Here is a 24,618-nt window from a genome sequence, read left to right on the forward strand (position 1 = left end):
CCGATCGTCCCATTCTGCCGTTCCGACCACCCCGACTTTCGGATGGGGCTCCTTGACAATCAGATTGGTCTAGTCCATTTTGTGGTGACCTGCCTCACGACCAGTGGAGGTCGCCCCGTGGTCCCCCAAGCCCGTCTCGCTCTCTTGTCGTTACTTTCCGCGGTCGCGCTGTGTCTCGGCGTGACTTTCGTCCTCGCCGGGAGCGCCTCGGCCGCCAACATCCTCGCCAATCCCGGCTTCGAGTCCGGCACCTCGGGCTGGACGTGCACGGCGGTGCCGACCGCGGTGAGCACCCCGGTCCACAGCGGCAGCCGCGCCCTGAGCGCGACGCCGACGTCGTCGGACAACGCGCAGTGCTCGCAGACGCTCACCGTCTCGGCGAACACGGCGTACAAGCTCTCGGCGTGGGTCCAGGGCAGCTACGTCTACCTGGGCGTTTCCGGTTCGGCGACGACCAGCACGTGGACGCCGGGCACCAGCGGCTACTCGCAGCTGTCGCTGAGCTTCACGACCGGCTCGAGCACGTCGCTGACGGTGTACCTGCACGGCTGGTACGGCCAGCCGACGTACTACGCGGACGACGTCAGCCTCGACGGCCCAGGCACCCCGCCGACGACGACGCCGACCACGCCGACCACACCCACGACTCCGACGACGCCGCCCACCACGACGACGACCACGCCGCCGACCCAGAGTGACCTGCCGAAGCACGTCCTGACCGGTTACTGGCAGAACTTCTACAACGGCGCCAAGGCGCTGAAGCTGGCCGACGTCCCGACGAAGTACACCATCATCGCGGTGTCGTTCGCGGACGCCACGGGCACGCCGGGCGCGGTGAGCTTCACGCTCGACTCGGGCCTGTCGTCGCAGCTCGGCGGCTACACGGACGCGCAGTTCAAGGCGGACGTCAAGACGGTCCAGGCACGCGGCCAGAAGGTCATCATCTCGGTCGGCGGCCAGAACGGCACGATCAGCGTGAGCGACTCGTCGTCGGCGAACAACTTCGCCAACTCGATCAAGTCGCTGATCTCGAACTACGGCTTCGACGGCGTCGACATCGACCTCGAGAACGGGATCAACGCGACGTACATGGGCCAGGCGCTGCGCACCATCTACAACGGCGGCGGCAAGGTCATCACGATGGCGCCGCAGACGATCGACATGCAGTCCACTTCCGGTGGTTACTTCCAGCTGGCGCTGGGCATCAAGGACATCCTGACGATCGTCAACATGCAGTACTACAACTCCGGCACGATGCTGGGCTGCAACGGCAGCGTGTACGCCCAGGGCACGGTCGACTTCCTGACGGCGCTGGCCTGCATCCAGCTCCAGGGCGGCCTGCGCGCGGACCAGGTGGGCCTGGGCCTCCCGGCGTCGTCGCAGGCAGCGGGCGGCGGCTACCAGGCACCGGCCAACACGGTGTCGGCGCTGAACTGCCTGGCGCGCGGAACGTCGTGTGGCAGCTTCAAGCCGTCGACGACGTACCCGGCCATCCGCGGCGCGATGACGTGGTCGATCAACTGGGACGCGTCGCAGGGGTACGCGTTCGCCAACACGGTCTCGGCGGGGCTTGCGGGCCTGCCGTGACCGTGCGCTGAGGAAGGCCCTCCCGGAAGCGCGGTCCGGGAGGGCCTCTTCACGCGCTCAGTTCGCGCCGCAGCTCTTCGACGTCGGCTTCCGCCGCGAGCAGGAGCGTCTGGAACGGGATCCCGGCGTTCCGCGGGTTCCCCAGCGGGTTCGCCCACTCCCGTGAGGCCCGCCCGAGGATCCCGAAGAGGGTTCGCCGGGCTTCCGCGTCACCGGAGAGCAGCTTCGCCGGCTCCTCGATGACGACCAGGTACCGGTCCGCCGGCAGCCAGTTCAGATCGCGCAGGCAGTCGGAGAGGGCGTCCCAGTTCCAGCCGAAGTACGCCGGGAACCGCAGCGCGTCCGAGAACTGGCCGAACAAGTCGTCCTCGCCCCGCGCGGCGGCACCATCGATCCGGGCCACGGCGACCACCCCTTGCGGCGGGACGGCGCCGGTCACCGCGATCTTGTCGTCCTTGTCCAGCACGGTCAGCCCGGGCTCGTTCCACATCGGGACATTGTGGCCGGTCGCTCTTCACTTCTCGTAAGTCGTGACGTCGAAGCTGACCTTCGTCGCGCTCGCCGAGGTCAGGACGACTGCCGCGAATCGCCCGTCGGAGGTCTTGACGCAGTAGCCCTGTCCGGCCGTCAGGTCGTCGAGTGGGTAGCGGCCGTTTTCGTATCCGGTCTCGTCTCGGCACGAGTCGTAGCTGCCGATGGTCGAGGCGGGGAGCTTCACGGTCGTGCTCCAGCCGACGTAGCCGAAGTCGCGACCGTTGAAGCTCAGGTCGTTCTTGCCGGTGAAGGAGCCGGTGGTGCCCCACTGCGGATCCGACGCGGGGCTGTCGAGGTCCACCGTGAATCGCGCGCGATGCTGACGTTTCCGTGGTGCCGCTCCGGCTGACCGGCCGGTGCCGAGGCGGTGACGGATGCGGCGGTGGTGCTCGGCCGGGACGTCTGCTGCCGCAGGCTGCTGATCTCCTGCTGTGCCGAAGTCAGCTGGCTGCCTCGGTCGGCGGCGGTCGACTGGGCGAGGCTCTTTTCGTGGTTGGCGTTCACCGTGAGCAGGGTCAGCAGGCTGGCGGCCACCGTCAGCAGGCCGGACACGACTGCGAGGATCTGGCCGGCGGTTTTCCACTTCTCCTCGGAGCGGCGGAGCGGCGGGGCGGTGGGCTCTCGGTTCTGCGGTCACGGGCGACGGTCACTTTCCGGCCCTCCGGTCTTCTCGGGGACAGGCCACGGCCTTCCGGCCGGTTCACCTGCCCTGAGTCGTCGGGAGACCGCGAACTGCTACACCGGCGTTATCGGTAACCGCAGGGCTCCCGGCGCCTCCGACGGGACCACCGGGTTCTTCGGCGCCACCGCCGCCACCCGCTGGTACGGAGACCCCAACGCCGGCCGCGGATCCGCCTCACCGAGATTCGGCCAGAACGCCATCGCCCGCTCGGCCTGGGCCGTGATCGTCAGTGACGGGTTCACCCCGAGGTTCGCCGAGACCGCCGACCCGTCCACCACGTGCAGGCCCGGATACCCGTACACCCGCTGATAGGGATCGATCACCCCCGACGAAGCCGAGTCCCCGATCGTGCAGCCTCCGATGAAGTGGCCCGTGATCGGGATGTTCGCCATGTCCGTCCAAGCCCCCTGCGGCAGCCCGCCGATCTTCGCGGCCACCCGGCGCGTCACCTCGTGCCCCGCCGGGATCCATGACGGTGACGGCGATCCCGCACCCTGGCGGGTCGTCATCCGGCGGCCGAACAAGCCCCGCTTCGTGTACGTCGTCACGGAGTTGTCCGAAGTCTGCATCACCAGCAGCCCGATCATCCGCTCCGACCAGTGCCGCGGACTGTGGATGCGCAGCAGGTCACGCCGCGAACGCCACAGCTCCCGCAGCCCCAGCACCCAGCGCCGGCGGCCCGGCTGCCCGTCCACCAGCACCGTCGCCATCAGGCCCATCACGTTGCTGCCGCGCCCGTACCGCACCGGCTCCACGTGCGTCACCTCGTCCGGGTGGATCGACGACGTGATCGCGACACCGCGCGTGTAGTCCGTGTCCGGGCGCAGCGACCGCGCCGCCAGCACCGCCTCCGAGTTCGTGCGGGCCAGCAGTCCCAGGCGGGGTGACAGCGAGGGCAGCGTCCCGTTGTCCCGCATCCGGTGCAGCAGCCGTTGCGTTCCCAGAGCCGCCGCCGAGAACACCACCTGCGTCGCCGTGAACGTCCGGCGGGAACGGCGGCCCGTGCGCCGCGTGTCCACCGCGTACCCGCCGGGAATCGGCCGTACCGAGATCGCCGTCGTGAGAGGGTGTACCGAAGCGCCTGCCTGCTCCGCCAGGTACAGGTAGTTCTTCACGGTCGTGTTCTTCGCGCCCACCCGGCACCCGGTCATGCATTCGCCGCACAGCGTGCAGGAGGACCGCAGGGGACCGGCGCCGCCGAAGAACGGGTCCACCCCGGACTGTCCGAAGTAGACGCCCACCGGCGTGCGGCGGTACGTGTGCCCGATGCCCATGTCCTCGGCGACGTCCTGGAGCACGCGGTCCGCGGCCGTCGTCGCCGGGTTCTCGACCACGCCCAGCATCCGTTTCGCCTGGTCGTAGTACGGCGCCAGCTCGTCCTTCCAGTCCGTGATGTGCGCCCACTGCGGGTCGGCGTAGAACTTGTCCGGCGGCTCGTACAGCGTGTTCGCGTACACCAGCGAACCGCCGCCGACGCCGGAACCGCTCATCACGAACGTGTTCTTCAGCAGCGTCAGCCGCTGGATGCCGAAGCAGCCCAGCGCGGGCGCCCACAGGTACTTCCGCAGCCGCCACGACGTCTTCGCGAACTCGTCGTCGGCGAACCGGCGGCCGGTCTCGAGCACGCCGACGCGGTAACCCTTCTCGGTCAGCCGCAGCGCCGTGACGCTCCCGCCGAAGCCCGAACCGATCACCAGGACGTCGTAGTCCATCACGCCACCACCCGGAAGTCCGCGACGTCGAGCCGCCGGGTCCGGCGGTCGTACTCGGTGACCAGGCCCGGCCAGTTCGTCGTCACCCGGCCGTCGGCCTGCCGGTACCAGCTCGTGCAGGCGCTCCACACGCTGTCGCCCAGCCGCTTCTGCACCTCCGTGTCGTAACGCTCTTCGACGTCGGCGCGCACGTCCACATAGGACACGCCGGGTCGCGAAAGCTGTTCGGCCGCCTGGCGGATGTAGCGCGCCTGCCGCTCGATCATGTAGATGATGGACCCGGCGCCGAGGTTGGTGTTGGGGCCGTAGACGCAGAACATGTTCGGGAACCCGGGCACGGCCATGCCCAGGTACGCCCGCGCGCCGCCGGCCCAGGCGTCCCGCAGCGACCGGCCGCCGAGGCCCGTGACGTCCATCCGGCCGAGGAACTCCGTCGCGGCGAACCCGGTGCCGTAGACCAGGACGTCCGCCTCGAGCTCGGTCCCGTCCTCGACGCGCACGCCCCGCGGCGTGATCGACGAGATCCGCCGCGTCTCGACGTCGACGTCCGGCTGCGCCAGCGCGGGCAGGTACTCGTTGGTGAACAGGATCCGCTTGCAGCCCAGGGGATAGGCCGGCTTGAGTTTCGCGCGCAGCTCCGGGTCCTTGATGTGACGACGCCGCAGCTGCGCCGTCCGCAGCTCGAACATCTTCGCCAGCACGGGGTGCTTGGTCATCGCGTACGTCGCGTATTCGGCGAGCAGGAAGATCCGCAGCCGGCCGAGCAGCTGCGTGGGCGGCAGGTGCTCGAACAGCCAGTGCTGCCAGCGCCGGTAGGCCGGGTCGGACTTCGCCATGACGTACGGCGGCGTGCGCTGGAAGACCGTGACGTGCTTCGCGTGCTTGCGCAGCTCGGGCACGAACTGGACCGCGCTGGCGCCGGTCCCGATGACGGCGACGCGCTTGCCGGCCAGCTCGACGTCGTGGTCCCAGCGCGCCGAGTGGAACGCGTCGCCGGCGAAGCTCTCGCGGCCCGGGATGTCGGGCAGCACCGGCCGCGACAGCTGGCCGACGGCGGGCACGAAGACGGTGGCCTCGTACGTTTCGCCACCGTGGGTCTCGACGCGCCAGACGCCGCGCTCCTCGTCGAACGCGGCCCCGGTGACCTCGGTCCGGTACCGGATGTGCGGTTCGAGCCCGTACTTCGTGATGACGCGCCGCAGGTAGGCCAGGATGTCCGGCTGGTAGGAGAACCGCTTCGGCCAGCGCGGGTTCGGCTCGAACGAGTACGAATAGAGCGGCGACGGGATGTCGCACGCGGCACCGGGGTAGGTGTTGTCCCGCCAGACGCCGCCGGGCTCGGCCGCGCTCTCCAGGATCGTGAAGTCGGTGAACCCGGCCCGCTTCAGCTCGATCGCCGTCCCGATACCGCCGAACCCGGTGCCCACGATCAGCACCGATGGCCCCTTCGCCGAACTGCTCATGCGAAAAAGCTACGCAGCGGACGCCTGTGACAACAGGCCACGAACGGTCACTCGATCGAGAATTCCGGCCAGCCCGTCACGCGGGCGGGTGAACGCGCACCTCCCGGGTCTCCGCGCCGGGCTCCGCCCAGGTCAGCAGGCGGCCGGCGGTGCTTTCCAACGCCGCGAGGTCGCGCTTCGCCAGCTTTTCGAACGGCGACAGGTCGACGGCCGCCGCCTTCTTCGCCTTCGTGATCTCCCAGAAGCCGCGTACCTGGCCGCCGACCAGCAGCGTGCCCTTGACCAGGCCGTTCTGGGTGATGACGCGCTTGCGGTAGTCGTCGGAGATCACCCGCGTCCGGTCCGCGTACGAAAGGATCAGCTGGTCGAACGGCCCGAGCAGCCGGGGCGGCGCCGGGACGTCCTCGTCCGGCACGGACAGCTCCGGCAGGTCCAGCAGCTCCCGGCCGTCCTCGTCGCGATACCGCCGGAGGTCCATCGACGAAGCCACCTCGCCGAGGCGCGTGATGCCCGCCCACGCCTGCACGTCGGCCACCGTCGCCGGCCCGAACGCCCGCAGGTACCGCGAAATGAGCGAAGCAGGCGAAGGCGCGGGGAGCGGCGCGCCCACCCACTCGTCGAGACACGCGTACGTCGTCTGCCCCGCCTTGCCCCAGATCGCGCGCGGCGGCGTCTGGACCAGCGGCAGCCGGCCCCGCGCCAGGTGCGTGAGGGACGCCGGAGCGCGGTCCGGCCACCGCCGCGCCAGCTCGGCTCCCAGCGCCGTGCTGGACAACGTCGAAGCGGCCAGCAGCTCCCGCGCCGCCGAGGCCACTTCGACGTGGTCGAGGTCGGCCAGCTCTCGGGCGTGCTGGGTGTTCGTCTTCAGGTCGCGGTCGTAGAGCACCTGCACCACGGGCCGCCACGCCAGCGCGTCCGCCGCCGTGACCAGGTGGACCGTGCCGCGCATCAGCGCGATCCGCACCACGCGCCGCTCCTCCAGCAGCGAGGCCAGCTCCTGCGGCTCGAACCCGCGCAGCCGCGACCACAGCGCGTAGTACGGCGGGAACGGGGCCTGCGCCTGCAGTCCGGCCAGGTGCGCCACGGCGTCGTGGGCGGACATGTCGGCGGGACGCAGCAGCAGCTGGCGCTCCAGCGTCGCGCGGTTCACGGCCCGCCTGCTCAAGGTCTCCACGCCGTCACTTTAACGATCACCCCGGACAGTTCCGGTCCTCGATTCGACGCCCGAACGGCCGTCATCCATACTTCCGGCCATGGCCGAGCTCGCCGCGCCCGCCGTCGGGGACTGGGACTTCCCGCGCGGCACGGCGAGCATCGAGCTGATGACCCGGTTCGCCGCCGACCGCGACCTGCCAGCCGGGAGGCTCCTGGCCGCGACCACGCTGTCGCCGGAGCTGCTGGCCGACCCGTCGGTGCAGGTCGACGCGCGTCAGGAACTGGCCGTCGTCCGCGCTCTGGTCGAGCTGGACGGCTCGGACGCCACGGCCCTGGAGCTGGGGCGGCGCTACCGCGTCACCACCTTCGGCATCTTCGGGTTCGCCTGCATCAGCAGCCCGACCCTGCGGGACGCGATGTTGTTCGCCCTGCGCTACTTCGACCTCAGCTTCGCCTTCTGCATCCCGCACGTCGAGCTGGAGGACGGCCGGCTGACGCTGGAGCTCGACGACCGCCGCGTGCCCGCCGACGTCGCCCGCTTCCTCGTGCTGCGCGACCTGGCCGCGATCTTCTCGGTCATGCGGGACCTGCTGCCGGAGATCGTGCTGGACGACCTGACGTTCCGGCACGGTCCGTCCACAGTGGAGCCTTATCGGGCGGCGTTCGGGGTGGTGCCGCGGTTCGGCGCCGACGCGTGCCGCGCGACGCTCGACCCCGCGCTGCTGACGCTGCCGCTGCCGCAGGCCAACGAGCAGACCGTCGCGCTGTGCGCCGCGCAGTGCGAAGCGCTCGTCGCGCGCAAACGCCGGCGATCGGGCATCTCGCAGCAGGTCCGGGAACGGCTGGTCCGGCTCGGCGGGGTCGACGCCGGGATGGACGAGATCGCCCGCCAGCTGACGCTCAGCACGCGCACGCTGCGGCGGCGGCTCAGCGAATCCGGCACCAGCTACCGCGCGCTCGTCGACGAGGTCCGCCAGGCGCTGGCGGAGGAGCTACTAGACACCGGCGTTCTGTCGGTCGAGGACGTCGCGTACCGGCTCGGGTACGCCGAGGCGTCCAGCTTCATCTACGCGTTCAAGCGCTGGACCGGGATGACGCCGGCGGCGTTCGCCCGGCGCTTCCGGGCCGCTCGGCAAGCACCGCCGGGTAGGTGAGCTTCAGCAGGTTGAGGATCGAATCGGTGAGAAAGGTGCGCAGCGCCGCGCGGTCGAGCGTGCCGCGGATCAGCCATTCGCGCGACGCGGCCCGCAGCATCCCGCCGAACGACCGGATCATCGCACGCAGTTCCTCGCGGCCGTCGGTGACGTCGGTCATCAGCGCGGCTTCGAGCACCCGGTCGGCGGCGATCTCGTCGGCCTCCAGCATGATCCGCTCGATCTCGGGGTCGCGGCCCGCGGACTCGGGGCCGATCACGGTCAGCCAGGCGTCGCGGTTGCGGTCCACGACGTCGATCCACCGCTCGACCCCGATCGACAGCCGGTCTTCCATCGTGGTGTCCGGCAGCGCTTCGGTGACCGGCGCGGGCACGATCATCAGCTGCCGCACCACTTCCAGGTACAGCTCGCGCTTGCCGCCGAAGTAGTGGTTGATGAGCGGGCGCGCCACCCCGGCCGCCTCGGCGATGTCCGATGTGGACACCGACGCGTAGCTGCCCGCGCCGAACAGGCGCCGCGCGGCGGCGAGGATCTCCGCCCGCCGTTCGGCCGGTTCGAGGCGGCGTCGCCGCGGCCGGGTCCCACTGGTCATCCGCTCAGCCTCGCGGGGGATCGGCACGCTGTCAACAAGTAGTTGACTTCTCGTCAAGAGAGTGGCTCCGGTGGCGGGCAACGGGTGTTTCGCGCCGTCCTTCGTCGTTACGCAACCGGAACAACCCACCGGTAACTTCCCGGCGTCCGGATGCGACGAGACGGCAGGGACCCGCGACCGGGCAGGGAGCAGATGAGCGAAGAAGACGCGCCGATCCGGCCGGCCGGGCGTTGGGTGAGCGTCCGCCTGCAGCATCGCCACGTCAGCTTCGACGAGTGCTTCGAAGCGGACGAACCCCTTCCCGACGGGGACTGCGCGGACGAAGAGTCGTTGTCGTACTCGGGAATCGTGATCACGGGCTACGACGAGGGGTCGAAGGTGTCCGAGCGCTGGCTCCCCCTCGGTGTCGACCCGTCCGAAGCGGACGACGAGCGCTTGATCGAGCAGCTGCGCGAAGCCCTTCTCTGGCAAGCGGGGCGTCCGCCCCAGAATGCGGAGGACTGAACCGGTCGTGAGTGAGAAACCGGGTCAGAGCACTGTTTCTCACTCACGACCCGGTGCGCAGGCCTTCGAACGCCACCTTGCACACGGTGTCCGCCACTTCGGCCGCCGACGAGCCGCGGCGCGGTTTGTACCACTCGATCAGCGAGTTGACCATGCCGAAGATCAGCCGGGCCGTCACCGCCGGGTCGACGTCCGGGCGGATGTCGCCCTCCGCTTCCGCCTGCTTCACCAGGTCCGTCACCAGCAGGTCGAACTCGCGCCGGCGGGCCAGCGCCGCCCGCTCCACCTTCGTGTTGCCGCGCACGCGCAGCAGCAGCGTCACGAACGGCAGCCGGTCGGCGAGCACCAGCACACTGCCGCGCACCAGGTGCTCCAGCCGGTCGATCGCGCGCCCGTCCAGTTCGGTCGTTTCCGCCGCGACCGCGAACAGCCCGTCCAGCGCCCGGTCCACTGCCAGCCGCAGCAGTTCTTCCTTGCTGGGCACGTGGTGGTAGATCGCCGACTTCGTGATGCCGAGCTTGCGGGAGAGGTCCTCCATGCTCGTGCCGTCGTACCCGCGCTCGTTGAACAGCTTCACCGCCACCTGCAGCAGCGATTCGAGGTCGTAGCCGGGCCGCCCGCGCCGGGGCGTCGTCACGGCTTGTCCCGCCGGTCGATGATCCGCCGCATCTTGCCCATGGACCGCTCCAGGGTGTCCGGGTCGACGACGTCCACCGACACGGTCACGCCGACGCCGTCCTTCACGCCGGCGATCAGCGAAGCAGCGGCCTGCTCCCGCGAAGCGGCCGAAGCGTCGTGGCGCGCCTCGACCAGCACGGTCAGGTGGTCGAGCCGCCCGCGCGTGGACCGGACGAGCTGGAAGTGCGGGCTGAGCCCGGCCGTCCGCAGCACGATCTCCTCGATCTGCGTCGGGAAGACGTTGACCCCGCGCAGGATGATCAGGTCGTCGGTGCGGCCGGTGACCTTGTCCATCCGCCGGAACGCCGGGCGCGCGGTGCCGGGCGACAGCGCCGTGAGGTCGCGGGTGCGGTAGCGGATGATCGGCAGCGCCTGCTTGGTCAGCGACGTGAACACCAGTTCGCCGGTCTCGCCGCCGCCGAGGACGTGCTCGTCGAAGGGGTCGATCACCTCGGGGTAGAAGTGGTCCTCCCAGATGTGCAGGCCGTCCTTCGTCTCGACGCACTCCTGCGCGACGCCCGGCCCCATCACCTCGGACAGCCCGTAGATGTCGACGGCGTCGATCGCGAACCGTTCCTCGATCTCGGCGCGCATCTGCTCCGTCCACGGCTCGGCGCCGAAGATGCCGACCTTCAGGGAACTCGCCCGCGGGTCGACGCCCTGGCGCTCGAACTCGTCGAGCAGCGTCAGCATGTACGACGGCGTCACCATGATGACCTCGGGCCGGAAGTCGGTGATCAGCTGCACCTGGCGCGCCGTCATGCCGCCGGACGCCGGGATCACGGTGCAGCCCAGCTTTTCCGCGCCGTAGTGCGCGCCCAGCCCGCCGGTGAACAGGCCGTAGCCGTACGCGACGTGCACCTTGTGCCCGGGGCGGCCGCCGGCGGCGTGGATCGACCGGGCCATCACCGTCGCCCAGGTGTCGATGTCCTGCTCGGTGTACCCGACGACGGTGGCCTTGCCGGTGGTGCCGCTGGAGGCGTGGATGCGCCGCACCTGGTCCTGCGGCACGGCGAACATGCCGAACGGGTAGTTCTCCCGCAGGTCCTGCTTCGTCGTGAAGGGGAACTTCGCCAGGTCGGCGAGTTCTTTGCAGTCGTCCGGGTGGACGCCGGCCTCGTCGAACTTCTTCATGTACGCGGGCACGTTCGTGTACGCGTGTCTGAGTGTCCACTGCAGACGTTCGAGCTGGAGCGCGGCCAGCTCGTCGGCGGAGATGTTCGCCTCGATCATGCTTCGCCTCGTTTCGCGGAGAGGACGCGGCTGCGGCCGCGGAATTCGGCGACGACCTCGGGTTCGCCGGGGGTCTCCCGGTGCACGGTGACGTCGTAGATGCCGTTGCGGCCGTAGCGGGTGCGCTCGGTGGCCGTGGCGACGAGGTGGTCGCCGAGCCGGCCGGCCGCGACGAAGGAGATCTCGGCGCCCGCGGCGACCGTCACCGGCCCGTGGGTGTTGCAGGCGCAGGCGAAGGCGGTGTCGGCGAGCAGGAAGACGTACCCGCCGTGGGCGATGTCGTGGCCGTTGACCATCGCGCGGGTGATCGTCATGGTCGCCACGGCCCGGCCGTCGCCCGCTTCGACCAGCTCGATGCCCAGCGCGCGCGAAGCCTCGTCGGCGGCGAACATCGTGTGGGCGGCGTTGGTCATGCGCTCGCTCTCCTGACTGACCGAATGGACGGTCACCTCGCGGTGTCGCTCAGTAAAGGCAGTGGTCGGGGCCGTGTCAAGCGCCGAGGTCTTCCGATCTTCGAGTCCGGCGGCTACCATGCGATTAACTGAACGTCCGGTAGGTAATTCGGCGAGAGGGACCTGATGGCACTGCTGCGCAGCTACGTCTCCGGGAGCTGGCACACGGCGGCGGACGAAGGTGTCCCGCTGCACGACGCGGCCACGGGCGAGGAGGTCGCCCGCATCTCCTCGGCGGGCGTCGACTTCGCGGCCGCGCTGGAGTACGGCCGCGCTGTCGGTGGTCCGGCGCTGCGCGAGCTGACGTTCCACCAGCGCGCGGCCCTGCTGAAGGCGCTGGCCTCGCACCTGCGAGAGCACCGCGAGGAGCTGTACGCGCTTTCCGCGCGCACCGGCGCGACGCTGGGTGACTCGAAGTTCGACATCGACGGCGGCATCGGCGTCCTCTTCAGCTACGGCTCGAAGGGCAAGCGCGAACTGCCGAACGACACCGTCTACGTCGAGGGTGCCGTCGAGCCGCTCTCGCGCGGCGGCACGTTCGTCGCCCAGCACATCGCGACCCCGCTGCGGGGCGTCGCGGTCCAGATCAACGCGTTCAACTTCCCGGTGTGGGGGCCGCTGGAAAAGTTCGCGCCCGCCTTCCTCGCCGGGGTGCCGAGCCTGGTCAAGCCGGCCAGCTCGACGGCGTACCTGACCGCGCGGCTGGTCGAGCTGATCATCGAGTCCGGCATCCTGCCCGAGGGGGCGCTGCAGTTCGTCGCCGGCAGCGTCGGCGACCTCCTGGACCACGTCACCGCGCAGGACCTGGTGTCCTTCACCGGCTCGGCCTCCACCGCCCAGAAGCTGCGCGCGCACCCGGCGATCGTGCGGAACTCGGTGCGGTTCAACGCCGAGGCCGACTCGCTGAACTGCTCGATCCTCGGCCCGGACGCGGTGCGCGGGACCACGGAGTTCGACCTGTTCGTCAAGCAGCTGACCTCGGAGATGACGGTCAAGGCGGGCCAGAAGTGCACCGCCATCCGCCGCGCGTTCGTCCCGGCCGCGCTGCTCGACGACGTCGCCTCCGCCGCATCCGAGCGGCTCGCGAAGGTCACCGTCGGCAACCCCACGGCCGAGGGCGTCCGGATGGGCGCGCTGGCCAGCCTGGAGCAGCGCGAAGAGGTCCGGCGGTCGCTCAAGGCGCTGCTGGACGCCGGGAGCGTCGTGTTCGGCGACCCCGAAAAGGTCTCGGTGGTCGACGCCGACGCCGAGCGTGGCGCGTTCATCTCGCCGGTGCTGCTCAAGGCGGACCCGGAGCGCTCGGAGCCGCACGAGGTCGAGGCGTTCGGCCCGGTCTCGACGCTCATGCCGTACACGTCCACCGAGCAGGTCGTCGACTTCGCCGCGCGCGGTGGCGGCAGCCTGGCGGGGTCGATCGTCAGCGCCGACAAGGAGTTCGTCCGCGAGGTCGTGCTCGGCGCGGCGCCGTTCCACGGCCGGCTGCTGGTCCTGGACGCCGACGACGCCAAGGAGTCGACCGGGCACGGCTCGCCGATGCCGCAGCTGGTCCACGGCGGTCCCGGCCGCGCCGGCGGCGGCGAGGAGATGGGCGGCATCCGCGGCGTCCTGCACCACATGCAGCGCACCGCCGTGCAGGGCTCGCCTGCGGTTTTGAGCGCGGTCACCGGCCGCTGGGTCACCGGCGCGCCGCGCACCGAAGGCGACGTCCACCCGTTCCGGAAGTCCCTGGCGGAGCTGCGCATCGGTGACTCGGTCGTCGCCGGGCCGCGCACGGTCAGCCAGGAGGACGTCGACCACTTCGCCGAGTTCACCGGCGACACGTTCTACGCCCACACCGACCCCGAAGCCGCGGCGGCGAACCCGCTGTTCGGCGGGATCGTCGCGCACGGCTACCTCGTGGTCTCGTTCGCGGCGGGGTTGTTCGTCTCGCCCGAGCCGGGCCCGGTGCTGGCCAACTACGGCCTCGAGAACCTGCGGTTCCTGACGCCGGTCAAGGTCGGCGACTCGCTGACCGTGACCCTGACCGCCAAGCAGATCACCCCGCGGATCGACCAGGAGTACGGCGAGGTCCGCTGGGACGCCGACGTCACCAACGGCGACGGCGAGTCCGTGGCCAAGTACGACGTCCTGACCCTCGTGTCGAAGGAGCAGCCGTGACCGCCACTGTGTCGCTGGAAGAACACTTCGAGCACACCATCGAGCGTGACCAGCGCATCGAACCGCGCGACTGGGTGCCCGAGGGCTACCGCAAGACGATGATCCGGCAGATCGCGCAGCACGCGCATTCGGAGATCATCGGCATGCAGCCGGAGGGCAACTGGATCACGCGGGCGCCGTCGTTGCGGCGCAAGGCGATCCTGCTGGCCAAGGTCCAGGACGAGGCCGGCCACGGGCTCTACCTGTACTCGGCGGCGGCGACGCTGGGCGCCGACCGCGCGGATCTGACCGACAAGCTGATCACGGGAAAGCAGAAGTACTCGTCGATCTTCAACTACCCGACGCTGACGTTCGCCGACGTCGGCGTGATCGGCTGGCTGGTCGACGGCGCGGCGATCTGCAACCAGGTGCCGCTGTGCCGGTCGTCCTACGGGCCGTACGCGCGGGCGATGATCCGCATCTGCAAGGAGGAGTCGTTCCACCAGCGGCAGGGTTACGAGCTGCTGATGACGATGATGAAGGGCACTTCGCAGCAGCGTGAAATGGTCCAAGAGGCCGTGAACCGCTGGTGGTGGCCGTCGCTGATGATGTTCGGCCCGCCGGACGCCGATTCGCCGAACACCGCGCAGTCGATGGCGTGGAAGGTCAAGCGGCACACCAACGACGAGCTGCGGCAGCGCTTCGTCGACATGTCGGTGCCGCAGGCTGCCGCGCTGGGTGTCACGTTCCCGGACCCGGACCTGCGCTGGAACGCCGAGCGCGGGCACTACGACTTCGGCGCGGTCGACTGGGACGAGTTCAAGAACGTGTTGAAGGGCAACGGCCCGTGCAACGCTTCGCGGATCGCGCACCGCCGTCGTGCGCACGACGAAGGTGCCTGGGTCCGCGAAGCCGCGGTCGCGCACGCGGCCAAGAACGAGGAGCGCAAGTGACCGACCTGACTGCCGAAGGCGGCCACGGGGCCGTCCCGCTGGAAGGCGTCCCCGCCGCGCCGGGCCCGGTCAAGCACGACTGGCCGCTGTACGAAGTGTTCGTCCGCGGCAAGCGCGGGCTGAACCACGTGCACGTCGGCTCGCTGCACGCGGCCGACGACCGGATGGCGCTGCACCACGCGCGTGACCTCTACACGCGCCGCAACGAAGGCGTGTCGATCTGGGTGGTCCGCGCGTCGGACATCACGGCGTCGTCACCGGACGAGAAGGACCCGTTCTTCGCGCCGAGTGGGGACAAGGTCTACCGGCACCCGACGTTCTACGACATTCCCGAGGAGGTGCCGCACATATGAGTTTCGACAACGTCTACGAGTCGCTGACCGAGGAGAACGACGCCCGCTGGGCGTTCGGCACCGGCTTCGAGGACCCACTGTCCGGAGTGGACACCTCGGTGCCGTCCGGGGTCGACGGTGCCGCACTGGCCGCCTACTGCCTGATGCTGGGCGACGACGCGCTGATCTTCTCCCACCGGCTGCAGGAGTGGTGCACCAACGCGCCCGAGCTGGAGGACGAGGTCGCCATCGCGAACATCGCGCTCGACCTGCTCGGCCAGGCGCGGCTGTTGCTCGCGCGGGCCGGCAAGGCCGACGGTTCCTCGCGCACGGAGGACTCGTTCGCGTTCTCCCGCGTGGAGAACGAGTTCCGCAACGTCCGGCTCGCGGAGCTCGGCGGCGGGCACTTCGGGCACCTGATCGCGCGGCTGTTCGTGTTCTCGACGTGGCGCCTCGCGCTGCTGCAGCGGCTGGTGCCGTCGGTGGACCCCGTGCTGGCGGCGATCGCGGACAAGGGCGTCAAGGAGGTGACCTACCACCGCGACTACGCGGCGCAGTGGCTGGTCCGCCTCGGCGACGGGACGCCGTTGTCGCACGAGCGGATGCAGGAAGGGCTCGACGCGGTCTGGCCGTACGTCGGGGAGCTGTTCCGCACGCACCCGGTCGAGCTGGTGGACGCGGCCACGCTGCGGCCGGAGTTCGATGCGGTGCTGGACCAGGCGCTTTCCGCGGCTGGTTTGGTTCGGCCGTCGACCGGCGAGCTGGCCGGGGTTTCGGGCCGGACGGGCCGCGACGGCGTCCACACCGAGCAGATGGGGTTCCTGCTGGCGGAGCTGCAGAGCGTCGCCCGGGCGATGCCGGACGCGAAATGGTGACGGCGGAAGCGGTCGCCGCGACGGTGACCGACCCCGAGCTGCCGATGCTGACGCTGGCCGACCTGGGTGTGCTGCGCTCGGTGTCCGAAGTGGACGGCCGCGTGGTCGTCGCGATCACGCCGACGTACACGGGCTGCCCGGCGATGGACACGATGCGCGACGACCTGGAGCACGCGCTGGTCTCGGCGGGCTTCGCGGACGTCGAGATCCGGACGCAGCTGTCGCCGGCGTGGTCGTCGGACTGGATTTCGCCTTCGGGGCGCCGGAAGCTGGCGTCGGCGGGCATCGCCCCGCCGGGCGCGGCGCCGCGGCGGTCGGGGCCGATCCCGCTGACGCTGTCGGCGCCCGTGTCGCGGGTTTCTTGCCCCCATTGCGGGTCCGAGGACACGGAAGAGCAGTCCCGCTTCGGTGCGACGGCGTGCAAGGCGCTGCGGCGCTGCCGTGCGTGTGCCGAGCCGTTCGAGCAGGTCAAGGAGATCTGAGGTGGCGTTTCACCCCCTGAAGGTCGCGGACGTCACGCGGTTGTGCGAGGACGCGGTCGCGGTGACGTTCGACGTGCCCGATTCCTTGGCCGCCGAATTCGCGTTCGAACCGGGTCAGTCGCTGACGCTGCGCCGATCGGTGGAGGGCCGCGACGAACGCCGCTCGTACTCGATCTGCGCGGCGGCGGGCACGGCACCCCGGGTCGGCGTCCGGCTGGTCCCGGACGGGTTGTTCTCGTCCTGGCTGGTGAACGAGGTCCGCCCGGGCGACACGATCGAGGTGGCCACGCCCACGGGATCGTTCACGCCGGACCTGTCCGCCGGCGGCCACCACGTGTTGATCGCGGCGGGTTCGGGCATCACCCCGGTGTTGTCGATCGTGTCGTCGCTGCTGCGCTTTTCGACGGCCACGGTGACGGTGCTGTACGGCAACCGCCGCACGGACACGGTGATGTTCGCGGACGAGCTGGCGGACCTGAAGGACCGGGCGCCCTCGCGGCTGGAGCTGATCCACGTGCTGTCCCGCGAGCCCCGCGAGGCGGAGCTGTTCACGGGACGCCTGGACGTGCCGAAGCTGCGCTCGTTGTTCTCATCGTTGATTCCGGTGTCCTCTGTGGACCATTGGTGGCTGTGCGGCCCCTTCGAGATGGTTTCCGGCGCCCGTGAACTTCTGGTTTCGCTCGGCGTCCCCGCTTCCCGGGTGCACCAGGAACTGTTCTACGTCGACACACCACCCACACCGGTGGAGCACCTCGACCCGACGGTGGCGGGCGAGTCGTCGGAGGTCCGCGTGGTCCTGGACGGCCGCGCGTCGACGACGACGTTGCCGCGGACGTCCTCGGTACTGGACGGTGCCCAGCGCTTCCGCCCGGACCTGCCGTTCGCGTGCAAGGGCGGGGTGTGCGGCACGTGCCGGGCGCGGGTCACGGAGGGCAAGGTCGACCTGCGGCGCAACTTCGCGTTGGAGGAGGCGGAGGTGGAGGCGGGTTTCGTGCTGACATGCCAGTCTTACCCGGTCTCGGAGACGATCACGGTCGACTTCGACGCTTGAGGCCCTGGTTGTCCACAGGCCGGCCGACTTGTGGACAACCGTGCCGCCCAACGGCTTTTTCCCGAGTTCCGTCGGGTGGCGCCGGTAGACTTGGCCTGGGGACGCCCCCCTGGGAGCGGCGGGGGCTGCCTGCCGGGTTGCGGTGTCTTGAATGACTCATTCATCTCATCCGACGCCAGGAATGAGTCATTCAAGACGTTCGAGCCGCCGCCACAGCGATCCAGCGGGCGCCCTTTCACCTTCGCGAGGACCTCACTGGGAGCGGCCGGGCCTGTTTACCAGGTGGCTGTGCGGCCAGCGGTACGCCGCCGCAGCGATCCAGCGGCGCCATTTCGCCTTCGTGAGCACCTCACTGGAAGGGCCTGCCGGCGGCCGCGAGGTCAGCGGGCACGCCGCCGTCGGCGGCCGGAAGAGAGCAGCTCGGTCTTTTCTTACTCGGGCGAAGCCGGGGTCTTTCGGACTCGCCTGCCCCGGGCCGCGAGGTCAGCGAATACGCCGCCGCCGGCGGCGAGAGCGTGACTCGGTCTCTTCGCCCGCAGGCTCGGTAGCCGGGTCAGTCAACCCCAGCATCTCCGCCGCCAGCTGCTGCGAACTCGCGAACATCCCCGTCGGCGCCTCACTCGCCCGCCGCAGCGCCGCCGGGCGCAGGCGGTTGTAGCCCCGGACCGTCACCGGCCTCCGGGGCCGCAGCTCGTACGCCTTCTCCTCCGAAAGCTCCGAAGCCAGCTCGCGGTCCACCAGGATCGTGCCCGGGCGGGCCACCGAGGTCAGGCGGGCCGCCAGGTTGACCACCGAGCCGTACACGTCGCCGAAGCGCGACAGGATCCGGCCCGAAGCCATCCCCGCGCGGACCGCCGGCAGGCTTTCGTCCGCCGATGTGCGCTCCGTCAGCGCCAGGGCGATCTCCGCCGCGTCGACCGCCGCGTCCGCGACGAACAGAACCTCGTCGCCGATCATCTTCACCACGCGGCCGTGGTGCTCGGCGATCGTCTCCGCCGCGAGCAGCTCGAACGCGTCGAGGACCCGGCTCAGCTCCTCTTCGTCGATCTGGCGCGTCAGGCGCGTGTAGCCGACCATGTCGACGAACCCGACCACTTCCGTGCGCGCCTCGACGTTGTCGCCCGCCGCCGCGAACGCTCGCCCCGCGTACGCCGCCAGGTGGCGGCGCCAGACGAAGTTCTGCACCCGCTCGAGCTCCGGCAGCAGCCGGTCGACCAGGCGGGCCACCTGGCGCTCGCTGCGGCCCAGCTCCGGCTGCTCCTTGACCAGCTCCCAGAGCATGTCGACCTGCCACTCGGCCAGCCGCGACAGGTGCTGCCCGAGCGCGCGCGTCACCGACACCTCGATGCTCGGGTCGATCAGCCCCGACTGGACCAGCTGGTCCGCCGTCCGCATCGCCTCGACGTCCGCGTCCGTGAAGACGACCTCGTCGTCGCGCACCGTCGCGAACCCCAGGGCGCGCCAAAGCCGGCGAGACCGCTCTTCGGGCACGCCGGCCTTCTCGGCCACTTCGAGCCGCGTGTACTTCCGCCTGCCGCCGAGCAGGACGCGTTCGAGCCGCTGCTGGAGCTCTTCGCTCGAATCGGCCACGTGCTCAGGTCGTGTGGACGATCAACACGTCCACGCCGGACTTGCGCGCCACCTCCGACGGCACCGAGCCCAGGATCCGGCCGGCGATCGTGTTCAGCCCGCGGTTGCCGACCACCAGCAGGTCGGCCTCGCGCTCGTGCACGACCTTGCGCAGCGAGTCGACCGGGTCGCCCTTGACCGCGACCGTGTCGATCTTCTCCGCGCCGGCCCGCACCGCCCGGTCCCGCGCGGACTGCAGGGTGTCCTCGGCCGGGGCCGAGCCGACGACCTGGTACGCCTCGTCACCGAGGACGTCCTGGGCCTTCTCGACGTCGGTCTTGCTGGCCGGGTAGAACGCACACGCGATGACGAGCGTGGCGCCCGCGTCGCCGGCCACCGCCGCCGCGCGGTCCACCGCCGCGAACGAGGACTCCGAGCCGTCCGTGCCCACCACCACGGTCCGATATGCCGCACCCATGCGCAAAACCTCCAGGTGATCCCGCGTGAGCTGGGACGATGGCCGGTCGGGATCGACCGCGCCGCCTCGTCCGCGCCCGTGTCGGGTGGAAGGTTACTCGCCAGTCGCTTTTCGCGCTCCGCTTGGCCGCGGAGTGGGCTTCGGGGCGGGCTTGGGCGACTGCTTGGGGGCCTGCGGCGGCTTCGGGACGTCCGACGCCTTGATCCGGATCGTCTCCTCGACGTCGCCCACCGGCTTCGTCTTCCCGGTGTCGGCGTCGGCCTTCAGGTCGTCCGCCTTGAGATCGGCCGTGACGTCGGCGGGCACCTTCACCTCGTCGCCGAGGACGGTGTGCGCCTCGGCCAGCACCGCCCGCGCCGCGCGGACCTGCTCGGCCAGCCCGCCGCGCACCTTGCGCAGGGCGTCGACGCGCTCGTTGGCCTGGGTGATCCGCCGGTTCGACTCCTCGGTCGCCGTCGTCACGCGGCGCCGCGCCTCGTCGGCGGCCTCCGCGAGCCGGGCGTTCGCCTCGTTGATCGAGTCCTGACGGCGCTTGTTCGCGTCCGCGACCGACTCCCGCTGCCGGCGGTCGATCTCGGCCCTGGTGGTCTTCTCCTCTTCGAGGATCTTCGCGCGGATGTCGGCGGCGTCCTGCGTCGCTTCCTGGACGCGGCGCGCGGCCTCGGCCTTGCTCGCCGCCTCCTGCTCGGCCAGCACGCGCATCGCCTCGGTGCGGCGCGAGGCCATCGCGATCTCGAAGTCCTCTTCGACCTTGGTGCGGCGGTCCGCCGACTCGGTGTCGAGCCGCGTGCGCTCCGCCTCGGCCTTGTCGGTGATCTCCTTGGCCTGCGCGCGGGCGTCCTCGAGCACCTTGCGGTGCTCCGCCTCCATCTCCTTGCGGCGCAGGTCGAGCTCGGTGAGCAGCTGCTCGTAGCGGGCGCGCATGGCGCTCGCGTCCGTCTCGGCCTTGGCCCGGATGTGCCCGGCCTCGGCCTCGGCGCGGGCGCGCGTGTCGGCGGATTCGTCCTGTGCGAGGCGCAGCATCCGCTGCAGCCGCTCGGACAGGCCTTCGACGCTCGTCGGCGGCTGGGCCAGCCGGTCGACCTGCCCGCGCAGGTCCGCGATCTCGCCGCGCGCGATCTCCAGCTGCCGGGCGAGGTCGCCGGCCTGCGCGATGGCGGCGTCCCGATCCGCAGTGAGCATCTTGAGGTCGGCGTCCAGCCGTTCGAGGTGCTCGTCGACCTGTGCTCGGCTGTACCCGCGCTTCGCCACGTCGAAGCCGGCTCCCAGCGGCACAAGCTCCCGTTCATCGCCAAGGCTCATGCGCCTACCGTAGTCGCAGTCCGGTCACGGACGGGTGAGCACCCGTACCGTGCGCCGAGCGCGCCGTGTGATGCGGCGAAGGGAACTGGCCGGATCCGGTCGTACCGCGGTGGATTCCGACGCCGGGAGCGGAGCCGCCCCCGGCGTCGTCGTGGATCAGGCGCCGCGGAAGGCGTTGATCCCCTCGATGTGCTTCGCGCGCTTCTCCTCGTCGCGGACGCCGAGGCCTTCCTGCGGGGCGAGGGCGAGCACGCCGACCTTGCCCTGGTGGGCGTTGCGGTGCACGTCCAGCGCGGCCTGCCCGGTGTCTTCGAGCGAGTACGTCTTCGACAGCGTCGGGTGGATCAGGCCCTTCGAGATCAGCCGGTTCGCTTCCCAGGACTCGCGGTAGTTCGCGAAGTGGGAGCCGATGATCCGCTTCAGGTTCATCCACAGGTAGCGGTTGTCGTACTGGTGCATGTACCCCGACGTCGACGCGCACGTGACGATCGTGCCGCCCTTGCGCGCGGCGTAGACGGACGCGCCGAACGTCTCCCGGCCCGGGTGCTCGAACACGATGTCCGGGTCGTCACCGCCGGTCAGCTCGCGGATCTTCGCGCCGAAGCGCTGCCACTCCTTCGGGTCCTGCTCAGTGTCGTTCTTCCAGAACTTGTAGTCCTCCGCGCTGCGGTCGATGATCAGCTCGGCGCCGAGCTTGCGGCAGATCGCCGCCTTCTCCGGGCTGGAGACGACACACACCGGGATCGCGCCGCCGTTCAGCGCGTACTGCGTCGCGTAGGAGCCGAGGCCGCCCGAAGCGCCCCAGATCAAGACGACGTCGCCCTGCTTCATGTCCGCACCGTTGCGCGAGACCAGCTGGCGGTAGGCGGTGGAGTTGACCAGGCCGGGGGAGGCGGCTTCCTCCCAGGTCAGGTGGTCCGGCTTCGGCATCAGCTGGTTGGCCTTGACCAGCGCGATCTCGGCGAGGCCGCCGAAGTTCGTCTCGAAGCCCCAGATCCGCTGCTCGGTGTCGAGCATCGTGTCGTTGTGCCCGTCCGGGCTTTCGAGCTCGACGTTCAGGCAGTGCGCGACGACCTCGTCGCCCGGCTTCCAGTTGTGCACGCCGACGCCGGTGCGCAGCACGACGCCGGCCAGGTCCGACCCCACGACGTGGTACGGCAGGTCGTGCCGCTTGGCCAGCGGCGAGAGCTTCCCGTACTTCTTGAGGAACTTGAACGTGGGGATCGGCTCGAAGATCGACGTCCACACGGTGTTGTAGTTGATCGCGCTCGCCATCACGGCGACCAGCGCCTCGCCCGGCCCCAGCTCGGGGACGGGGACGTCGTCGACGTGCAGCGACTTGCGCGGGTCCTTGTCCCGGCTCTCGAGGCCCTCGAACATGTCGACTTCGTCGGCGCGCACGGTCACCCCGCGGTAGCTCTCGGGCACGGGCAGGGAGCCGACCGCGGCGGACTCGCCGTTCAGGATGGCCTGCTGGATCTCGCCGAGCTGCGTCATCGGTTCCTCCGCGGAGATGGGGGTCAACGGCGTTGGCGGCAGAAATTACTCGCCGGTAACTCGCGCACACAACTGTACGAGACGGACAGCACGATTACACGACGAACTGTGACCGATCAGTCTTGACCGGCTGGCCAGTCAAGCGGATCATCGGCAGTGGGAACACCCACCCGACCAGCAGTTTCACCGACGGAGGTGAGCACGAATGAGTGAAGTCTCTACGCGCGCCTGGGCCCGGCCGCACGATTGGGCCGAGGTCGTCATCGGGGTTGTCGCCGCTCTTTCACCCCTTTGGCTGAGCACGGACTCGACCGCGATGTGGACGATGGTCGTCCTGGGCGCGTTGATCGCACTCGACGGCCTGGTGTCGCTGGCGATGCCGGGCATGGTCTACGGCGAAGGCATCCAGATCGCGCTCGGCGTGCTGTTCTTCATCGCGCCGTGGGTGATGGGATACACGGAGTTCAACGGCGCTTCCTGGACGTCCTGGATCGCCGGGGTGCTGACGATCATCGCCGGCGCGGCAGCCATGCCGGTCGCGAACGCCGCGCACCGCACCGCCGGCCAGCACTGACGGTTTCGACAGCCTTGGAGGCACCGGAATGACCGAGGATTCGGCGAAGGAGCGCATCCTCTGCGCCGCCGAGGCGCTCTTCGCCGAGTCCGGCTTCGACGCCACCCCGACCTCTCGCATCGCCGAGCGGGCCGGGGTGCCGAAGGGGCTGGTGCACTACTACTTCCGGCACAAGGCGGACCTGCTCACGGCGCTTGTCGAGCGGCTGCCCGACGAGCGCATCGAGCCGGCCGTGGTCGTCGTGCCCGGCGACCTCGTGGGCAGCCTGCGGCGGCTCGTCCGCGAACTAGACCACCGCTTCAGCCGATCGCTCGGGCTCTCGCACCTGCTGTGGCGCGAGGCGGACACCCACCACGTCGTCCGCGACGCCCTCCACGAGCGCTTCCAGGTGCTCGTGCGCCAGGTCCACGCGGTGATCCTGGCGGCAACGGGCGGCGGCGTACCCCCGGCCGACGTCGACCGCGCGTCGGGCCTGCTGGCCCGCGCGGTCAGCCACCGGCACGCCACGGCCCGCCATTCCGACGACGACCTGCCCGCCGAGTTCGACGGCGAGCTGACGTTCATCGCCGACGCCCTCGCGTCGAAGACGGCGCCGGCTTAGGCGCGGGGCCGCTGCGGCCGCACCGGTGTAGCGGTCGCCTGGGCCGCGCCTTGCGCGGCGGGTGGCGGATGCGCAGCTCCGGGCTCGTGGGCCGCGTACCTTGCGCGGAGGACGCGGATACGCAGCTCCGGCTCGTGGGGCGCGTACCTCGCGTGGAGGGCGCGGATCCAGGGCTCCGGCTCGTGGCCTCGCACTTCGTGCGGAGGGCAGCCGATCCGGGGCTCTTGGGGCGCGGACCTCGCGCGGAGGGCAACTGATACGCAGCTCCGGCTCGTGGGGCGCGGTCCGATGCCGGTGCGCGGCGCGGGGGAGTGCCGTCGTCGGATTGCTGTCCCGGCCCCCCGCCCCGCCCGCCCCCACTCCCTCCCGCCGCTCCGCCCGCCTGGTTGTCACCGGTGTGCGCCTTGGCCGCGCCGGAGTCGTTTCGCCGGAACGGGATCGCCGTCAGTGCGCGGCGCCGTCCTTGGCCGGCTCGACCAGCTCCACCAGGACGCCGCCCGCGTCCTTCGGGTGGACGAAGTTCACCCGGCTGTTCGACGTTCCGCGCTTCGCCGCCTCGTACAGCAGGCGCAGGCCCTGCTCGCGCAGCGCCGCCGCCGCCGCGTCCACATCGGACACGCGGTACGCCAGCTGCTGCAGCCCCGGGCCGCTCTTGGCCAGGAACTTGCCGATCGCCGAGTCGTCGCGCAGCGGGGCGAGGAGCTGGATCTGCGTCTCCGTGCCCGCCGTGCCGGGCGCGCGCAGCATCGCCTCCCGCACTCCCTGCTCCTCGTTCACCTCCTCGTGCGCCACTTCCAGGCCGAAGTGCGCGCGGTGGAACTCGATGGCCGCGTCCAGGTCCGGGACCGCGATGCCGACGTGGTCGATGGCCGTCACGAACGGCCGCAGGGCGTCATTCATGGGGGCAGGATAGGGCGCTCCGGACTGGCGTCGACCCCGAATCGTCGCGTGCCCCGCCTCACACTGGCTCCATCAAGAAGCCCACCCTCCGGGTATGGTCGGAAAAACTGCCCATGCGCCGA

At 70.4% G+C, this 24,618-nt stretch carries 25 protein-coding genes; 11 read left to right on the forward strand and 14 right to left on the reverse strand.

What is annotated here, in order from left to right; translation table 11 throughout:
- The first annotated feature begins 117 nt into the window (after positions 1–117).
- Positions 118–1,587 carry a chitinase gene (locus tag ACZ4TR_RS41910; protein WP_465293743.1) on the forward strand — a complete coding sequence of 490 codons (1,470 nt, stop codon included), beginning with the start codon at positions 118–120 and terminating at the stop codon, positions 1,585–1,587.
- Positions 1,588–1,636: 49 nt separating this feature from the next.
- On the opposite strand, the gene ACZ4TR_RS41915 is transcribed toward ACZ4TR_RS41910, so the two are convergent.
- The 5 genes from ACZ4TR_RS41915 to ACZ4TR_RS41935 all read right to left on the reverse strand — a co-directional run bounded on the left by ACZ4TR_RS41915 (position 1,637) and on the right by ACZ4TR_RS41935 (position 7,152).
- On the reverse strand, positions 1,637–2,077 hold the full coding sequence (locus ACZ4TR_RS41915) for a barstar family protein (protein ID WP_465293745.1): 441 nt from the start codon (positions 2,075–2,077) through the stop codon (positions 1,637–1,639).
- 24 nt (positions 2,078–2,101) lie between these two features.
- On the reverse strand, positions 2,102–2,422 hold the full coding sequence (locus tag ACZ4TR_RS41920) for a hypothetical protein (RefSeq protein ID WP_465293747.1): 321 nt from the start codon (positions 2,420–2,422) through the stop codon (positions 2,102–2,104).
- Between the two features lie 434 nt (positions 2,423–2,856).
- Positions 2,857–4,515, reverse strand: coding sequence for a GMC family oxidoreductase N-terminal domain-containing protein (locus ACZ4TR_RS41925; RefSeq protein WP_465293749.1), 1,659 nt, complete (start codon positions 4,513–4,515; stop codon positions 2,857–2,859).
- Positions 4,515–5,978, reverse strand: coding sequence for a flavin-containing monooxygenase (locus ACZ4TR_RS41930; protein ID WP_465293751.1), 1,464 nt, complete (start codon positions 5,976–5,978; stop codon positions 4,515–4,517). The genes ACZ4TR_RS41925 and ACZ4TR_RS41930 overlap by 1 nt, the downstream gene beginning before the upstream one ends.
- Positions 5,979–6,054: 76 nt before the next feature.
- Positions 6,055–7,152, reverse strand: coding sequence for a winged helix DNA-binding domain-containing protein (locus ACZ4TR_RS41935; RefSeq protein WP_465293752.1), 1,098 nt, complete (start codon positions 7,150–7,152; stop codon positions 6,055–6,057).
- Between the two features lie 79 nt (positions 7,153–7,231).
- Here ACZ4TR_RS41935 and ACZ4TR_RS41940 point away from each other — a divergent pair, with 79 nt between their 5' ends.
- Complete coding sequence (locus ACZ4TR_RS41940; protein ID WP_465293754.1) at positions 7,232–8,287, forward strand: AraC family transcriptional regulator; 1,056 nt, start codon at positions 7,232–7,234, stop codon at positions 8,285–8,287.
- Here the strand turns inward: ACZ4TR_RS41940 and ACZ4TR_RS41945 are convergent.
- A complete protein-coding gene (locus ACZ4TR_RS41945) occupies positions 8,208–8,879 on the reverse strand; it encodes a TetR/AcrR family transcriptional regulator (protein ID WP_465293756.1) in 672 nt (223 codons plus the stop codon). The two genes, ACZ4TR_RS41940 and ACZ4TR_RS41945, sit on opposite strands and share 80 nt — an antisense overlap.
- A 192-nt stretch (positions 8,880–9,071) precedes the next feature.
- Between ACZ4TR_RS41945 and ACZ4TR_RS41950 the strand changes: the two genes are divergently transcribed.
- The gene (locus ACZ4TR_RS41950) at positions 9,072–9,383 is read left to right on the forward strand and encodes a hypothetical protein (RefSeq protein WP_364513358.1); all 312 of its coding nucleotides are present in this window, start codon (positions 9,072–9,074) and stop codon (positions 9,381–9,383) included.
- A gap of 43 nt (positions 9,384–9,426) precedes the next feature.
- Here ACZ4TR_RS41950 and ACZ4TR_RS41955 read toward each other — a convergent pair whose 3' ends face one another.
- From ACZ4TR_RS41955 to paaI, 3 genes are read right to left on the reverse strand one after another with little or no spacing between them, the layout of a single operon-like run.
- Positions 9,427–10,020, reverse strand: a complete 594-nt coding sequence (locus ACZ4TR_RS41955) for a TetR/AcrR family transcriptional regulator (RefSeq protein WP_465293758.1) — start codon at positions 10,018–10,020, stop codon at positions 9,427–9,429.
- Entirely contained in the window at positions 10,017–11,294 is a 1,278-nt protein-coding gene (paaK, locus tag ACZ4TR_RS41960; RefSeq protein ID WP_465293760.1) for a phenylacetate--CoA ligase PaaK, read from the reverse strand. The genes ACZ4TR_RS41955 and paaK overlap by 4 nt, the downstream gene beginning before the upstream one ends.
- The gene (gene paaI / locus ACZ4TR_RS41965) at positions 11,291–11,707 is read right to left on the reverse strand and encodes a hydroxyphenylacetyl-CoA thioesterase PaaI (protein ID WP_465293762.1); all 417 of its coding nucleotides are present in this window, start codon (positions 11,705–11,707) and stop codon (positions 11,291–11,293) included. The genes paaK and paaI overlap by 4 nt, the downstream gene beginning before the upstream one ends.
- 165 nt (positions 11,708–11,872) lie before the next feature.
- Between paaI and paaZ the strand changes: the two genes are divergently transcribed.
- From paaZ to paaE, 6 genes are read left to right on the forward strand one after another with little or no spacing between them, the layout of a single operon-like run.
- Positions 11,873–13,903, forward strand: a complete 2,031-nt coding sequence (gene paaZ, locus ACZ4TR_RS41970) for a phenylacetic acid degradation bifunctional protein PaaZ (protein WP_465293764.1) — start codon at positions 11,873–11,875, stop codon at positions 13,901–13,903.
- Entirely contained in the window at positions 13,900–14,835 is a 936-nt protein-coding gene (gene paaA, locus ACZ4TR_RS41975; protein WP_465293766.1) for a 1,2-phenylacetyl-CoA epoxidase subunit PaaA, read from the forward strand. The genes paaZ and paaA overlap by 4 nt, the downstream gene beginning before the upstream one ends.
- 38 nt (positions 14,836–14,873) lie before the next feature.
- Positions 14,874–15,188 carry a 1,2-phenylacetyl-CoA epoxidase subunit PaaB gene (gene paaB, locus ACZ4TR_RS41980; RefSeq protein ID WP_364513487.1) on the forward strand — a complete coding sequence of 105 codons (315 nt, stop codon included), beginning with the start codon at positions 14,874–14,876 and terminating at the stop codon, positions 15,186–15,188.
- Complete coding sequence (gene paaC / locus ACZ4TR_RS41985; protein ID WP_465293768.1) at positions 15,185–16,042, forward strand: 1,2-phenylacetyl-CoA epoxidase subunit PaaC; 858 nt, start codon at positions 15,185–15,187, stop codon at positions 16,040–16,042. Before paaB ends, paaC begins: the two co-directional genes overlap by 4 nt.
- A complete protein-coding gene (gene paaD / locus ACZ4TR_RS41990; protein ID WP_465293770.1) occupies positions 16,036–16,524 on the forward strand; it encodes a 1,2-phenylacetyl-CoA epoxidase subunit PaaD in 489 nt (162 codons plus the stop codon). The genes paaC and paaD overlap by 7 nt, the downstream gene beginning before the upstream one ends.
- Before the next feature lies 1 nt (position 16,525).
- Entirely contained in the window at positions 16,526–17,575 is a 1,050-nt protein-coding gene (gene paaE / locus ACZ4TR_RS41995) for a 1,2-phenylacetyl-CoA epoxidase subunit PaaE (RefSeq protein ID WP_465293772.1), read from the forward strand.
- A 483-nt stretch (positions 17,576–18,058) separates the two neighbouring features.
- Here paaE and ACZ4TR_RS42000 read toward each other — a convergent pair whose 3' ends face one another.
- The 4 genes from ACZ4TR_RS42000 to ccrA form a co-directional block, all read right to left on the reverse strand.
- On the reverse strand, positions 18,059–19,165 hold the full coding sequence (locus ACZ4TR_RS42000) for an adenylate/guanylate cyclase domain-containing protein (protein WP_465293774.1): 1,107 nt from the start codon (positions 19,163–19,165) through the stop codon (positions 18,059–18,061).
- Between the two features lie 4 nt (positions 19,166–19,169).
- Entirely contained in the window at positions 19,170–19,622 is a 453-nt protein-coding gene (locus ACZ4TR_RS42005) for a universal stress protein (protein ID WP_364513330.1), read from the reverse strand.
- 93 nt (positions 19,623–19,715) lie between these two features.
- Positions 19,716–20,924 carry a chromosome segregation protein gene (locus tag ACZ4TR_RS42010; RefSeq protein ID WP_465293776.1) on the reverse strand — a complete coding sequence of 403 codons (1,209 nt, stop codon included), beginning with the start codon at positions 20,922–20,924 and terminating at the stop codon, positions 19,716–19,718.
- A 156-nt stretch (positions 20,925–21,080) separates the two neighbouring features.
- Entirely contained in the window at positions 21,081–22,421 is a 1,341-nt protein-coding gene (gene ccrA, locus ACZ4TR_RS42015; protein ID WP_465293778.1) for a crotonyl-CoA carboxylase/reductase, read from the reverse strand.
- A gap of 205 nt (positions 22,422–22,626) precedes the next feature.
- On the opposite strand from ccrA, the gene ACZ4TR_RS42020 reads away from it, so the two are divergent.
- Together ACZ4TR_RS42020 and ACZ4TR_RS42025 are read left to right on the forward strand one after the other, a co-directional pair.
- Complete coding sequence (locus ACZ4TR_RS42020) at positions 22,627–22,995, forward strand: SPW repeat domain-containing protein (RefSeq protein ID WP_364513321.1); 369 nt, start codon at positions 22,627–22,629, stop codon at positions 22,993–22,995.
- A 28-nt stretch (positions 22,996–23,023) separates the two neighbouring features.
- The gene (locus ACZ4TR_RS42025; RefSeq protein ID WP_465293780.1) at positions 23,024–23,596 is read left to right on the forward strand and encodes a TetR/AcrR family transcriptional regulator; all 573 of its coding nucleotides are present in this window, start codon (positions 23,024–23,026) and stop codon (positions 23,594–23,596) included.
- A 444-nt stretch (positions 23,597–24,040) separates the two neighbouring features.
- Here the strand turns inward: ACZ4TR_RS42025 and mce are convergent, their stop codons facing one another.
- On the reverse strand, positions 24,041–24,496 hold the full coding sequence (mce, locus tag ACZ4TR_RS42030; protein ID WP_329050979.1) for a methylmalonyl-CoA epimerase: 456 nt from the start codon (positions 24,494–24,496) through the stop codon (positions 24,041–24,043).
- Between the last annotated feature and the right edge of the window lie 122 nt (positions 24,497–24,618).

Source organism: Amycolatopsis sp. NPDC028719 (assembly GCF_055565395.1).